The following is a 12,668-nucleotide window of genomic DNA, read 5'->3' on the forward strand; positions in this document are numbered from 1 at the left end:
CAAGCAAATTCTGTGAAACATTGGATTCGCCGTGTGCGCACGCAGTTGGCTAGGCCAACCGTTTTCGCTCGCTGTCACTAAAACGCACAGCCTTAGCTTTCCTTCGTAAATGACGAAACAAAAGCTCTTTGTCAGTCAGAAGCCCACTTAACTGCTTCAAAAGCTGTTGAAACCGAATACTTAGCAACTACCCAGCGCTCCCTATAAAAGAAGGCGCTCCATGCCACGAATACGCCTTCTCCTGAAGCCGCTTCGAAAAAGATGATCTCGTTCCTCAACTTGGTTGATTTTTGGTTCGATAAAAGCGTCGAGCAAGACCCAAACCCCGATGGAAACGCATCCGACAGTGCTTGTAGAATAGTTTCGGTTTCCGTCGGATCTTTGGGACTAGACTCGTCGGTCAATACAAAGAAATTGAAATAGTCGCCCTGCGCAAACACCGACTTTATTCGTTCAAGCTCGGGAACTGGGTCGCCCAAAGGATCGCATTGTGTCTGAGCAAAGGCAAAACTATCGCTCGAGATGGAGACTGCAAACACAGAAGAGATGGCAAATGAAGCTACTAAGCGCCGCAAATTACCGAAGCCAAATCTGATTGCGTCTACACATTGTTCACCCATCCATCTTCAGCGCCGAAATAAACGCCTCCTGCGGGATATCGACCTTCCCAAACTGGCGCATCTTTTTCTTACCCGCCTTCTGCTTGTCCAGCAGTTTGCGTTTCCGTGTAGCATCCCCGCCGTAACACTTCGCGGTCACGTCCTTGCGCAGGGCCGAGAGGGTCTCGCGGGCGATGACCTTGCCTCCGATGGCGGCCTGGATCGGGATTTTGAACATGTGGCGCGGGATCAGGTCTTTGAGCTTTTCGCACATCGCCCGGCCCCGCATCTCGGCCCGGTCGCGGTGAACCATGGTCGACAGCGCATCGACCGGTTCGTCATTCACCAGCACCGACATCTTGACCAGATTATCCTCGGTATAACCGGTCATCTGGTAGTCGAACGAAGCATAGCCCTTGGTCACCGATTTCAGGCGGTCGTAGAAGTCAAAAACAACCTCGTTCAGCGGCAGGTCATAAACGACCATGGCGCGGCTGCCCGCATAGGTCAGGTCCAGTTGGATGCCCCGGCGGTCCTGACACAGTTTCAGCACATCGCCGAGGTACTCGTCAGGCACCAGAATGGTCGCCTTGATGCGCGGTTCCTCGATATGGTCGACCTTGGACGGGTCAGGCATGTCAGCGGGGTTGTGCAGCTCGATCATCTCGCCGTCTTTCATGTAGACGTGATAGATCACCGACGGCGCGGTGGTGATAAGCTCGATATCATATTCGCGCTCAATGCGGTCGCGGATGACCTCAAGATGCAACAGGCCAAGGAAGCCGCAGCGGAAGCCAAAGCCCAGCGCGGCCGAGGTTTCCATTTCGAACGAGAACGAGGCGTCGTTCAGGGCCAGCTTGTCGATGGCGTCACGCAGGTCTTCAAATTCGGCCGAGTCCACGGGGAACAGGCCACAGAACACCACCGGCTGCGCGGGTTTGAAGCCGTCCAGCGCGTCTTCAGTCCCGTTGCGGTCATTGGTGATCGTGTCACCCACGCGTGTGTCGCGGACCTGTTTGATCGAGGCGGTCAGGAAACCGATCTCACCGGGGCCGAGGCTGTCGACCATCTCCATCTCGGGCCGGAAAACGCCAACACGGTCGACATGGTGCAGGGTGTTGTTCGACATGAACTTGACCCGCATCCCCTTTTTCAGCGTGCCGTCCATGATGCGGACCAGAACGATGACGCCCAGATAAGCGTCGTACCATGAATCCACCAGCATCGCCTTGAGCGGCGCGTCCAGATTGCCCTGCGGTGCGGGCAGTTGCTGCACAATGGCTTCCAGCGTTTCGTGGATGCCCTGCCCTGTCTTGGCGCTAACCTGAATGGCGTCGGTCGCGTCGATGCCGATCACATCTTCGATCTGTTCGGCCACGCGGTCACAATCGGACGCGGGCAGGTCGATTTTGTTCAGCACCGGCACGATTTCGTGGTCCGCATCAATGGCCTGATACACGTTGGCCAGTGTCTGCGCCTCGACCCCTTGGGTCGAGTCCACAACCAGCAGCGATCCCTCGACCGCGCGCATCGACCGGCTGACCTCATACGCAAAATCCACGTGGCCGGGGGTGTCGATCAGGTTCAGCACATAGTGCTCGCCGTCATCCGCCGTATAGTCGATGCGAACCGTGTTAGCCTTGATAGTAATGCCGCGCTCCCGCTCGATATCCATGCTGTCGAGCAGCTGTTCCTTCATGTCGCGATCCTTGACCGTTCCGGTCTCTTGGATGAGCCGGTCAGCAAGGGTGGATTTGCCATGGTCGATATGCGCGACGATGGAGAAATTGCGGATATGAGCGAGGTCTGTCATGGGTTGGGGATATGTAGAGGAATCGTGGGTTGGTCAATAGAAACGCGTCGAGTTTTGGTGTCTTGTCTGTTGTATGACAAGATTGCAGGTTGGAGCGGTCTAATTGCAGGGGGTAAACGTGGTCGACTCAGGCCTTGGACAAGAGCTGAAAGAGAAGTTGCCAACCCTTCCACCCAGTGCAGTAAAAACGGTGGCAGCGCGAGCGGCACTTCAAAAACTTCCTCATCACTTCGCATTGCTGAAACAAGGTTACGATTACAACGACAGGGAAAAGTTGTTACTAGCTAGCCTGAGAGCTACTATTGTGTCTGGGATCGAGGGAATTAGACCGAACCAAGAAGTGACTGAGGCAAATACCCATGTGATCGCCGGCTTGAAAGCAGCCTACACTGACGAAGTCCTTTCTGGCATTCCAAAGAGCGCCGTTCTTGCCTATTACGCTGTCTTTGATGCCACCCGCGACGCCGACGAAATCATCACAGCTTTTCCCAGCAATTTCCTTGCCTATGACTTTGAAGGTCTTAACGAGCGCACAGCCGACACCGACGCCCTTACCACTTCTCCAACGAACACTGAGCAAGTGTTTGCTACCAGTCTTTGGTACGGGAAACCACCTGAGCCGCACGCGAGCTTATCACAGCAGTTCTTTGAAAATGCTCCGGGAACGCCATGGGAGTTTTGGGCCGAGTGGTATGAAGGAATGCTGATTGGCAACCCGATGGACTGGGGGTTGCAGCGGCGGGTTGCTTTGATTGATGAGGATGTGTGGAGCGCTGGCCCAGATGCAGTTGCTGCGGAAATCGAGCAGGTTCGAAAAGAGTTGGAGCAACGGCGACAAAATGTTCGTGAGCCAATCGAGCCGACCAAAGTCGAAAAATCCCTAGTTAAAAAATCAGTAGTTCAAAATCGGGATGCGATTGCAGTGTCCGCGGCAGGGTTGATTGAGCAGCTTAAAGCTTTTCGAGAAAAGATCAGAGGCATGAATTCACTCGAAGTGGGTTTACGCAGCGAAATTCTCGCATTCACTGACTACTTTCATCAACACCTTCAGCAATTACTTCAATCGTTACCTCCGCCAAACGATGACTTAAGCGAAGATCTCACCAGACGTATCGCCTTATGGTTTCGCGACTATAGAGATGTTTTGCGAACGAAGCTGGCGCACTATTCGTCTCCAGAAAACATGGCAGAGGCAACGGTACCGACAGGCATAGTTTTAACGGCGACGGGAATTGGCGCGATGTTAGGCCAACCGCTCGCCGGTGCAGCTGTAGGTGGGCTGATAACCAATCAGATGAAATCATCGCAAGCTGCAAAGGAATTGCTGAAACCTACAGACGCAGGAGAAGCGAGCGACAAGTAAATGCTGCCCACGGAAAAAACCGGCCTCTTAGGCACGTGTATTCATTTTTTCGCAACGTATGATTGATCCGTTAACCACTTTGATTCATACTCCCGCGCAGACCGAGAGGGGCACAAGACCCGTCCGGGCAGGCAAAAACGAGGCATGAGCATGAAACAGTTCCTCTTAATCGCATTCTGTACCGCATCGATGACGGCCATCGCTCCGCAGGTTGAGGCTGCGCAGATCAAGCGCGCCTGTCTGGCGTCGGATCGGGCAGCCGCCACACGGGATCGGTGCAGCTGCATTCAGCGCGTGGCAGATCAGGCACTAACGCGCAGTGATCAGAAGACCGTCTCGAAATGGTTCGAAGACCCCCATCAGGCGCAAGAGCTGAAGATGTCGCGCACGGCGCGTGATGATGCGTTGTGGGATCGGTATCAGAACTTTGGCCAGATGGCGCAGGCGATCTGCAGCTAACGCACCACAACTCCTTGACCTGATGCAGGCTGCGCCTCAGAAAAGGCGCAGCGAAAGGTGTGTGCGATGGTGATGAAAGGGCTGACCCTGCGGGGCCTTGAGGTGTTCGAGGCTTTGGCGCGGACGGGATCGGTGGCGCAGGCCGCCGAGATCACCGGGCTCAGTCAGCCATCTGTTTCTCAGCAATTGCGCAATCTGGAGAAGGCGCTGGGCACCGATCTGGTCGATCATGGGCGCCGCCCGATGCGATTGACGCAAGCCGGGCGCAGTTTTCTGGAAAGGGCCGAGGCCGTTTTGGCCGAGTTGCAGATGGCACAAAGCGAACTCTCGGTCATGGAGCTGGGTCACCTGACCACGCTTTCCATCGGGTTGATCGACGACTTCGACAACGATCTGACCCCACGGCTGGCCACGCTGCTGGCGGACAGCCTGACGCGGTCGAACTTCAAATTGATCACCTTGTCCAGCCTGGATCTGTTCGAGGCGCTTTCCGAACAACGGCTGCATATGGCTGTCACCGCCCATAGCGGCGAAGTGTTAGAGGGTGTGGTCGAGTATCCTCTGGTACGTGATCCGTTCATTTTGGTGGCCCCGAAGGGGTCTGGCGGCGTGGCGGCGGTACAAGACGGTTTACCGTTTCTGCGCTATGCCCGCGAGCAACTGATCAGTCGCCAGATCGAAGTGCATATGGCGCGTGAGGCGCAGGAGTTCGAGGAACGGTTTGAAATCGGGTCGCATATGGCGCTGATGGCCATGGTCGCGCGTGGCCTGGGCTGGGCGATCACGACGCCGTTGGGTTTCATGCGCGCAGCGCGGTTCCATGACGGCTTAGAGGCCCACCCTGCCCCGTTCGGAGATTTCTCTCGCACGATTTCGCTTTTGGCCCGCACCGATTGGTCGGATCAGGTGCCGCAGGAGGTCGCGGGAATGACACGTCGGCTGATGCAGAACCAAATCATCGAACCGGCCCTGAATAAACTGCCCTGGCTGAACGGGCAGCTGAAGGTGATCGGCGGCTAGCGCTCCAGATGAGAGGCCAGGCCGGCCACTGCTGTTTCGATCAGATCCAGCGCACCATCGAAATCCCGCGTATGGTAGGGGTCAGGCACATGATCGGACTGGGTTTCATGGGCAAAATCCGTCAACAGACGCACAGGCGTGGTGTTGCCTGCAGGGCGCAGATCTTCGATATCCGCCATGTTGTTTGCATCCATGCCGATGATCAGATCGAAACGTTCGAAATCGGCCGCCGTGAACTGACGAGCACGCAGGTCGCTAAGGTCATAGCCCCTGGCCTTGGCGGCGGCCTGCATCGGTCCGTACGGTGGTTTACCCGCGTGCCAACCCATTGTTCCGGCACTGTCGGTTGAGTGATGCGGTGCGCGAGTGCGAAAGATGCCCTCGGCCGCGGGAGATCGGCAAATGTTGCCGAGGCAGACAAAGAGGATACGGTGTGACATGGCCAAGCTGTACCGTGTGGAGGGGATATGGAAAAGATCGTCATTCTGACCGGAGCCGGAATTTCCGCCGAAAGCGGGCTCAGCACCTTTCGCGATGAGGGCGGGCTATGGGCGCAGCACCGGATTGAGGATGTGGCCACACCCGAAGGATTCGCTCGCAATCCGGCCTTGGTGCAGGGATTTTACAATGCGCGTCGCACTCAGGCGGCGGGCGTAGAACCAAATGCCGCCCATAAAGCACTGGCACGTCTGCAACGGGACTGGCCCGGAGAAGTGGTGATCGTCACTCAAAACGTAGATGGCCTGCACGAAGCTGGTGGCGCGCGAAATGTCATTCACATGCACGGGACATTGGCAGGCGCGTTGTGTTCGGCCTGTGGGCATCGCTGGATCGCTCCACCTGAGATGGCCGTGGGCGAACCCTGCCCATCCTGCAATCGGCCAACGGCCCGTCCCGATGTGGTCTGGTTCGGAGAAATGCCGTACCACATGGATGAGATTTACGACCATTTGGCTAGCGCATCGCTTTTCGTCGCCATTGGAACATCAGGTCAGGTCTATCCTGCTGCGGCGTTTGTACACGAAGCACAGGCAGCGGGCGCACAAACCATTGAGATCAATCTGGAGCCGACGCTTGGGGCCTCGGGGTTTGACACATATATCCTTGGCAAGGCATCAGAAACGGTTCCGCACTGGGTTGAGCAATTGCTGGCGCGACCCTCATAAGGTGCAGACAACGCTTGATTTATTTGCTTAGATTGCATCCGAAACAACCGGAGGATCAGCCATGACCGACCAAGAACCCAAAACCGGCGAAATCCTTGAGGATGGCAGCATGGCCCAACGCGACCTGCTGGGCGCGCAATTGTCCAATCTATGGTGGACCTTCTTGCTACGCGGCGTTCTTGCGGGAATTGTGGGCATCGCTGCGCTGTTCTGGCCGTCTGGCAGCATCGCCGTGCTGTTGCAACTGGTCGGTGTACTGTTGATTTTGGATGGTGGCCTGACGCTTTTGGGGATCGGACGTCGCGGGGTGCTGGGAGGCGCTGCAATCGGCGCACTTCTGATCGGTTTGATCCTGTTGATCTGGCCCGAAGGCACGGTCAAGCTTGCCTTTTTCCTTTTGGGCGCATGGGCGCTGATTATAGGAATCGGGTCACTGGCAGCCGCTCAACAGATGCATGAGCGGGATCCACAGCGTGGGTCCATGCGTGTCTCGGGCTTTGTGGCTTTGGTTATCGGGTTGGTTCTGATGATCTGGCCGGCAGTAGCGCTGGTGGCTTTGGGTTGGGGTATCGCCTTTTCCGCGCTGGCAATTTCTGCTGTCATGTTCTGGCTGGCCTCGCGGTTCCGCAAAGCGGGTGACCGGGTCGGATTGAAGACCGTCAATAAGTAGAGCGGCCAGTGACCAAACGCGTTTCAGGCCGGGCAATGCCCGGCCTGACGTTTCTACATAGGTCGCGTTACGGTCCGAAGACACGCGACTTAGTCTGAATGCGATCCGTGATCGTGCGCGCCATGTCCACCTTTGTCCTGACGCTCAAGGTCGACGGGGATCTCGATCTCAACCTCACCAGCATTCTCGAAAATCAGTGTCACTGGAACGGTGGCATCTTGCTCAAAGGGTGCAGTCAGACCCATGAACATAACATGGTCGCCACCGCGTTTCAGCATGTGAGTTTCACCTGCTGGAATCACAAAGCCTTCTTCCACATGCACCATCTTGGCCACACCGTTGTCATCAACCTTGTGCGTGTGCAGCTCAACGCGCGCCGCAGCATCCGAGGTTGCGCCAATCAGGCGGTCGTCCGTGTCACCCTGGTTCTGGATCATCATGAACGCAGCACCAGCCTTGGCAGTTTTACCGGAAGAACGGGCATAAGCGTCATCTACGCTAATGGTACCGTCAGCCAATGCAGGAACGGCTAGGGTCATAGCGGCCAGGGTTGCGAGCAGTTTAGATTTGAAAGACATCGCGTCTCTCCTTGTCGTTTGATTTCTTGGAATAAGATGGAGTTTCAAACAACAACTGGCGGCGCGCGGGCCGGGGTGTGGGGAACCGGCAATGCAATCTGACTACCGACGTCCCGTAACAGCGCGGGCTGCGACAGTTCCGGGGGTGCGGGCATCGGGGGATGGACTGCAGCAATCGCACCCATAAGGGACAACGCGTAATCCGGGCAATAATGCGGTGGCGATGTGGGCTGACCACTTTCGTCGATATAGACAACCACCGGGCCAGTGCCGGTGCACAGCACCATCTGACCCACGGCAGTGTCCATGCCACGTGACATCGCAACGCCCTGCCCGGTCAGCACCAGCAGCAGGGAAACGACGAAAGGTAGGAATCTGGCAGTCTTAGGTCTCATCCTGACCTTGGTATAGGTCAGCGCCCGAAGGCGCTTCAAGCGCAAAAGGGTCGCGCTTGAAGCTAGTCTTAGTAGTCTAGTCCGGGCCGCTTCACCTCGCTTGCGGTAAAGCTGGTATGGGTCCGGTTCACCCTGCGCTGCATCTGTGAACAGGCTGCAATTGCCTTACGAAACACAGCGGCCAGAAACAAAAACAGGTAAAAACTTTTTAACGACATTATAGGGCCCCCGCCTGATGAATGCCCTGACGTTAGGTCAGATTCGAATCTCTGTATGTGAAGAAATTCACCAATCTAGAAAAATAATTTCTAAATTGGGAACAATGCCAAAGACTCATGGGCATCCGCAACACGAAAAAGCCCCGCACCAAAAGGTGCAGGGCTTTGAATTCCATAAGGAAAAAGGCTTAGGCCGAGGCTTGCGCCTTGGCGATTTCCTTTTTCACTTTCAGTGCGTTTGCCGACAGCTCTTCGTCCTTGGCTTTGGCCAGGAACGCGTCCAGACCACCGCGGTGGTCGACCGAGCGCAGGGCAGCTGCCGAGATGCGCAGCTTGACGCCACGGCCCAGAGTCTCGGACTGCAGGGTGACGTCGTTCAGGTTCGGCAGGAAACGACGTTTGGTTTTGTTGTTGGCGTGGCTGACATTGTTGCCAGTCATCGGGCCTTTTCCGGTCAGTTCGCAACGGCGCGACATGGTTTCTTCCTTTGTTTCTGGAGGCCGGGCTTCAGACCCTTGGCCAAATCACAAGGGGCGCAACCCGAAGTCGCGCCCGAAAACTGGTTGGATGCGTGTAGTGGGAATCGCCGGGAGGGTCAAGACAGACCGCGCGAAATCTTTCATTTTGCTCGGCCATCACGATCCTTGCCCGCGCCCAACCATCAGGTCAGCGTGCTGAGCAGTTCTTCCGCCGCTTTGGCCGGGTTCAAATGGCCCGCTGAGACTTCGGCGTTCAAACGCTCCATCTCGGCTCTGGCTTGCGGCGTGTCAAGGCGCGCAAGCAGAGCATGACGAACCTCTTGATCGAACCAGTAGCGCGCCTGTGCGGAACGGTTTGCGTCCCATATGCCATTGTCACGACGCCATTGGATCAAGGATTGGATTTCGTCCCATGCCTGCTCTAGGCCCTGCTCTTCAACCGCTGAAACAGTCATGGCCTTGGGAAAACCTTCCGGGTCTTGTGGACGCTTGCGCAGCAGCCGCAATGCGCCTGCATAGTCAGCGCAGGTACGCGTGGCGGTCGCCTTCAAGTCACCATCGGCTTTATTGATCAGGATGATGTCGGCCATTTCCATGATGCCGCGCTTCACACCCTGTAATTCGTCTCCGCCCGCAGGGGCCAACAACAGCAGGAACAGATCCGACAGCTCGGACACAACCGTTTCTGACTGCCCAACCCCGACAGTTTCGATCAGCACCACATTATAGCCCGCAGCCTCGCACAGGGCGATGGCCTCACGGGTGCGGCGTGCAACGCCACCGAGGTGGCTTTGACTGGGAGAAGGACGGATAAAAGCGTTTTTTTCGCGGCTCAGGCGCTCCATCCGGGTCTTGTCACCCAGAATCGAGCCACCCGAACGGGCCGAGCTTGGATCAACCGCCAATACCGCCACGCGCAGCCCTTGCTCCGTCAACATCATGCCGAAGCTTTCGATGAAAGTGGATTTACCCACACCGGGTGTCCCCGACAGACCGATCCGCAACGCCTGACGTCCGGATCCCGCCAGTTGGGCCAATAGATCGCTGGCCTGTGCCCGGTGATCAGCACGGTTGCTTTCGACCAGAGTAATCGCACGCGCCAGCGCCCGACGCTCACCATTCAAAATCCTGTCGCTTAAACTGTCTGTCTGCATTCTTGTCCCGATCCATGAGGCAGGAATAGTTGCCGTGGTCAGGGGGCGTTTGTCCAGACCAGAGAACGCGGGAAATGCGTTCCATGCTAAACCTGCGTCATTTCGTTCTAGGAAAAGTGCCGATGGGGGTACGGGAACTGGACGCCATCGGAACGATGACGGATAAGGTCCGCATGACACCACGCCTGCCTATAGACGACGCCGTTCCCGACCTGCTGAACGCCCTAGACAAACATGGGCGAGCAGTTTTGCAAGCACCACCGGGTGCAGGCAAAACCACGCGGGTGCCATTGGCGATGCTCGAGGCGGGCCTGTGCGACGGCAAGATCGTGATGCTGGAACCCCGGCGCTTGGCGGCACGGGCGGCAGCCGAGCGGATGGCCGAAACTCTGGGCGAACGCGCGGGGCAAACCGTGGGTTACCGCGTGCGCGGCGACGCGAAGGTTTCCAAAGACACGCGGATCGAGGTCGTTACCGAAGGCATCCTGACCCGGATGCTGCAATCCGACCCTGACCTGCCCGGTATCAGCGCGGTGATTTTTGACGAGTTCCACGAACGTTCGCTGAACGCCGATCTCGGACTGGCGCTGTGCCTTGAGGTGGCAGGTGCGCTGCGGGAGAATCTGATCCTTCTGGCCATGTCCGCCACATTGGACGCCGAACCCGTTGGCCGGTTGATGGATGCCCCACTGATCACGTCCGAGGGGCGCAGCTTTCCGGTCGAGACCCGCTGGCTGGATCGCCCCCTGGGGCCGCAAGCACGGCGTCTGGATGCGCTGGTTGAACTGGTGGTACAGGCCGAGCGTGAAACGCGCGCCACAGGGGGTGGCCTTTTGGTTTTTCTGCCCGGCGAGGGCGAGATCCGTCGGACTGAAGGCGCGTTGAAGTCCCGGCTACCCGAAGCCTGTGCCGTGCATCCGCTGTTCGGGGCAATGCCGTTTGCCGCCCAGCGCGCGGCAATTGCCCCTGCCAAGACCGGGCGCAAAGTGGTGCTGGCGACATCGATTGCCGAAACCTCGCTGACCATCCCCGATATCCGGGTGGTCGTGGATATGGGCCAAGCACGGCGGGCGCGGTTTGATCCGGGCTCAGGCATGTCCCGGCTGGTCACAGACCGCGTAACGCGGGCCGAAGCGACGCAACGCGCAGGCCGCGCAGGCCGTGTGGCCGAAGGCGTTTGTTATCGGCTCTGGTCAAAAGGGGAGGAAGGCGCGCTGGCCGCCTACCCGCCAGCCGAGATTGAGGGGGCCGATTTGACCGGGTTGGCGTTAGAGCTGGCCCTTTGGGGCGCGGATGCCAGCGATTTGGCTTTTCTGACCCCACCGCCCGACGGAACCATGTCCGAGGCGCGGGCTTTGTTGAGGATGCTGGGCGCGTTGGACACAAATGGTCGGATCACAGATCATGGGCGCGCCTTAGCGGCGCTGCCTCTGCACCCCCGGTTAGGTCACATGTTAGAGCGCGAAGGCGCGCAGGCCGCACCACTGGCAGCACTTATGGCCGAGCGCGACCCCTTGCGCGGTGCCCCGGTCGATATCGCGCTGCGGCAAGAGGCTCTACGTGATGTGCGGGCATTTCAACGCAACCGCGTCTGGCAGGTGAATACGGGTGCCCTGGACAGGATAAAGGCCGAGGCCAAACGGTTGCGGGCGCAAGCCACCGACGGATCCGAGCCGCAAAGCACGGCTGCCATGGCCGCCCTCGCCTACCCAGATCGCATAGGACAAAGGCGCAAGGGGGAAGCACCACGCTATGTGTTGTCAGGCGGTAAGGGCGTTGTTCTGGACAATGCCGACACGCTGGCAGGCGCGCCTTACTTGGTTGTGACCGATACGGATGGCAACCCGCGCGAAGCAAAGGTGCGTCTGGCCACGCAGATCTCGGAACAAGAGATCCGGGATTTGTTCTCGGACCAAATCACGTGGATAGACAGCTGCACGTGGTCGAAGCGCGAGCGCAGGGTTGTGTCCCGACGGCAGGAGCGGTTCGGGTCTGTCACACTGGAGGATCGTATCTGGAAAGATGTCCCGGATGATGTCGTCGCCAGGGCAATGTTGGACGGGGTACGCGATCTGGGCTTGCGACTGGATGGGGCTGCCGCCCGGTTGGCAGCGCGGGTCGAACTGGTCCGCGCGGACGGGGTCGACTTGCCCGATTTCTCGGTCGAGGGTCTGATGGCCAATTTGGAGGACTGGCTGCTGCCGATGCTGTCAGGTGTCAAAAGTGCGGAAGATTGGAAGCGGTTCGATCTGTTACCCGCCCTGCGTGCCCGATTGGATTGGTCCCAAACGCAAGAGCTGGACCGGCGCGCACCGGGGTCGTTTGAAACACCGCTGGGGCGCAAAGTGCCAATTGACTATAGCGCTGCGGTCCCAGAGATCTCGGTCCGGCTGCAGGAGTTGTTTGGAGTATCCAGTCATCCGGTTGTCGGAGGTACGCCGCTGAAGATCACCCTTATGTCCCCTGCGCAGCGCCCAATCCAGATCACACGCGATCTGCCTGGTTTCTGGGCTGGCTCTTATGCGGACGTCCGCAAGGACATGAGGGCGCAATACCCCAAACATCCCTGGCCCGAGGACCCAACCCAAGCCGACCCCACGCTAAGAGCCAAACGCAGGCGTGATTAGACTGGCCTATAAAGCCCGAAACACACAGTTTCCCGCGAACCGCCCCTAAAACCGCTCGTGACCAGAGAATTCCTGAAGATTTAATTGAAATTCAACATTTCCACTGTTACGTCCCTTCAACTCTGGT

13 protein-coding genes are annotated in these 12,668 nt (G+C 57.8%); 6 read left to right on the plus strand and 7 right to left on the minus strand.

Going from position 1 to position 12,668, the window contains the following annotated elements; genetic code table 11:
• Positions 1-131: 131 nt before the first annotated feature.
• Complete coding sequence (locus ACR0EV_RS16095; protein WP_480801004.1) at positions 132-620, minus strand: hypothetical protein; 489 nt, start codon at positions 618-620, stop codon at positions 132-134.
• Entirely contained in the window at positions 613-2,412 is a 1,800-nt protein-coding gene (lepA, locus tag ACR0EV_RS16100) for a translation elongation factor 4 (protein ID WP_480801005.1), read from the minus strand. Before lepA ends, ACR0EV_RS16095 begins: the two co-directional genes overlap by 8 nt.
• Before the next feature lie 118 nt (positions 2,413-2,530).
• Between lepA and ACR0EV_RS16105 the strand changes: the two genes are divergently transcribed.
• The 3 genes from ACR0EV_RS16105 to ACR0EV_RS16115 all read left to right on the plus strand — a co-directional run bounded on the left by ACR0EV_RS16105 (position 2,531) and on the right by ACR0EV_RS16115 (position 5,254).
• Positions 2,531-3,775 carry a hypothetical protein gene (locus ACR0EV_RS16105; protein ID WP_480801006.1) on the plus strand — a complete coding sequence of 415 codons (1,245 nt, stop codon included), beginning with the start codon at positions 2,531-2,533 and terminating at the stop codon, positions 3,773-3,775.
• A 150-nt stretch (positions 3,776-3,925) separates the two neighbouring features.
• Entirely contained in the window at positions 3,926-4,234 is a 309-nt protein-coding gene (locus ACR0EV_RS16110; RefSeq protein ID WP_480801007.1) for a hypothetical protein, read from the plus strand.
• Between the two features lie 66 nt (positions 4,235-4,300).
• Positions 4,301-5,254 (plus strand): LysR family transcriptional regulator, encoded by a 954-nt coding sequence (locus ACR0EV_RS16115; protein ID WP_480801008.1) that lies wholly within the window; start codon positions 4,301-4,303, stop codon positions 5,252-5,254.
• On the opposite strand, the gene ACR0EV_RS16120 is transcribed toward ACR0EV_RS16115, so the two are convergent.
• Complete coding sequence (locus ACR0EV_RS16120) at positions 5,251-5,694, minus strand: low molecular weight protein-tyrosine-phosphatase (RefSeq protein WP_480801009.1); 444 nt, start codon at positions 5,692-5,694, stop codon at positions 5,251-5,253. The two genes, ACR0EV_RS16115 and ACR0EV_RS16120, sit on opposite strands and share 4 nt — an antisense overlap.
• Before the next feature lie 27 nt (positions 5,695-5,721).
• On the opposite strand from ACR0EV_RS16120, the gene ACR0EV_RS16125 reads away from it, so the two are divergent.
• Positions 5,722-6,420 carry an NAD-dependent deacylase gene (locus tag ACR0EV_RS16125; protein ID WP_480801010.1) on the plus strand — a complete coding sequence of 233 codons (699 nt, stop codon included), beginning with the start codon at positions 5,722-5,724 and terminating at the stop codon, positions 6,418-6,420.
• A gap of 61 nt (positions 6,421-6,481) precedes the next feature.
• Entirely contained in the window at positions 6,482-7,090 is a 609-nt protein-coding gene (locus tag ACR0EV_RS16130) for an HdeD family acid-resistance protein (RefSeq protein WP_480801011.1), read from the plus strand.
• Between the two features lie 89 nt (positions 7,091-7,179).
• Here the strand turns inward: ACR0EV_RS16130 and ACR0EV_RS16135 are convergent, their stop codons facing one another.
• The 4 genes from ACR0EV_RS16135 to meaB all read right to left on the minus strand — a co-directional run bounded on the left by ACR0EV_RS16135 (position 7,180) and on the right by meaB (position 9,914).
• Positions 7,180-7,668, minus strand: a complete 489-nt coding sequence (locus tag ACR0EV_RS16135; RefSeq protein WP_480801012.1) for a copper chaperone PCu(A)C — start codon at positions 7,666-7,668, stop codon at positions 7,180-7,182.
• Between the two features lie 44 nt (positions 7,669-7,712).
• Positions 7,713-8,063 (minus strand): hypothetical protein, encoded by a 351-nt coding sequence (locus tag ACR0EV_RS16140; RefSeq protein ID WP_480801013.1) that lies wholly within the window; start codon positions 8,061-8,063, stop codon positions 7,713-7,715.
• Between the two features lie 406 nt (positions 8,064-8,469).
• Positions 8,470-8,757 (minus strand): 50S ribosomal protein L28, encoded by a 288-nt coding sequence (rpmB, locus tag ACR0EV_RS16145; RefSeq protein ID WP_171094054.1) that lies wholly within the window; start codon positions 8,755-8,757, stop codon positions 8,470-8,472.
• Positions 8,758-8,942: 185 nt separating this feature from the next.
• The gene (gene meaB, locus ACR0EV_RS16150; protein WP_480801014.1) at positions 8,943-9,914 is read right to left on the minus strand and encodes a methylmalonyl Co-A mutase-associated GTPase MeaB; all 972 of its coding nucleotides are present in this window, start codon (positions 9,912-9,914) and stop codon (positions 8,943-8,945) included.
• A gap of 173 nt (positions 9,915-10,087) precedes the next feature.
• On the opposite strand from meaB, the gene hrpB reads away from it, so the two are divergent.
• A complete protein-coding gene (gene hrpB / locus ACR0EV_RS16155; RefSeq protein WP_480801226.1) occupies positions 10,088-12,541 on the plus strand; it encodes an ATP-dependent helicase HrpB in 2,454 nt (817 codons plus the stop codon).
• The last annotated feature ends 127 nt before the right edge of the window (positions 12,542-12,668 follow it).

The organism is Ruegeria sp. CF8, assembly GCF_056537285.1.

Bases quoted from the DNA above. Each gene is read 5' to 3' on its own strand.
- ACR0EV_RS16125 (WP_480801010.1), top strand. From the start codon at position 5,722: ATGGAAAAGATCGTCATTCTGACCGGAGCCGGAATTTCCGCCGAAAGC.
- ACR0EV_RS16120 (WP_480801009.1), bottom strand. From the start codon at position 5,694: ATGTCACACCGTATCCTCTTTGTCTGCCTCGGCAACATTTGCCGATCT.
- ACR0EV_RS16110 (WP_480801007.1), top strand. From the start codon at position 3,926: ATGAAACAGTTCCTCTTAATCGCATTCTGTACCGCATCGATGACGGCC.
- ACR0EV_RS16140 (WP_480801013.1), bottom strand. From the start codon at position 8,063: ATGAGACCTAAGACTGCCAGATTCCTACCTTTCGTCGTTTCCCTGCTG.
- rpmB (WP_171094054.1), bottom strand. From the start codon at position 8,757: ATGTCGCGCCGTTGCGAACTGACCGGAAAAGGCCCGATGACTGGCAAC.
- ACR0EV_RS16135 (WP_480801012.1), bottom strand. From the start codon at position 7,668: ATGTCTTTCAAATCTAAACTGCTCGCAACCCTGGCCGCTATGACCCTA.
- ACR0EV_RS16095 (WP_480801004.1), bottom strand. From the start codon at position 620: ATGGGTGAACAATGTGTAGACGCAATCAGATTTGGCTTCGGTAATTTG.
- ACR0EV_RS16130 (WP_480801011.1), top strand. From the start codon at position 6,482: ATGACCGACCAAGAACCCAAAACCGGCGAAATCCTTGAGGATGGCAGC.
- hrpB (WP_480801226.1), top strand. From the start codon at position 10,088: ATGACACCACGCCTGCCTATAGACGACGCCGTTCCCGACCTGCTGAAC.
- ACR0EV_RS16115 (WP_480801008.1), top strand. From the start codon at position 4,301: ATGGTGATGAAAGGGCTGACCCTGCGGGGCCTTGAGGTGTTCGAGGCT.
- meaB (WP_480801014.1), bottom strand. From the start codon at position 9,914: ATGCAGACAGACAGTTTAAGCGACAGGATTTTGAATGGTGAGCGTCGG.
- lepA (WP_480801005.1), bottom strand. From the start codon at position 2,412: ATGACAGACCTCGCTCATATCCGCAATTTCTCCATCGTCGCGCATATC.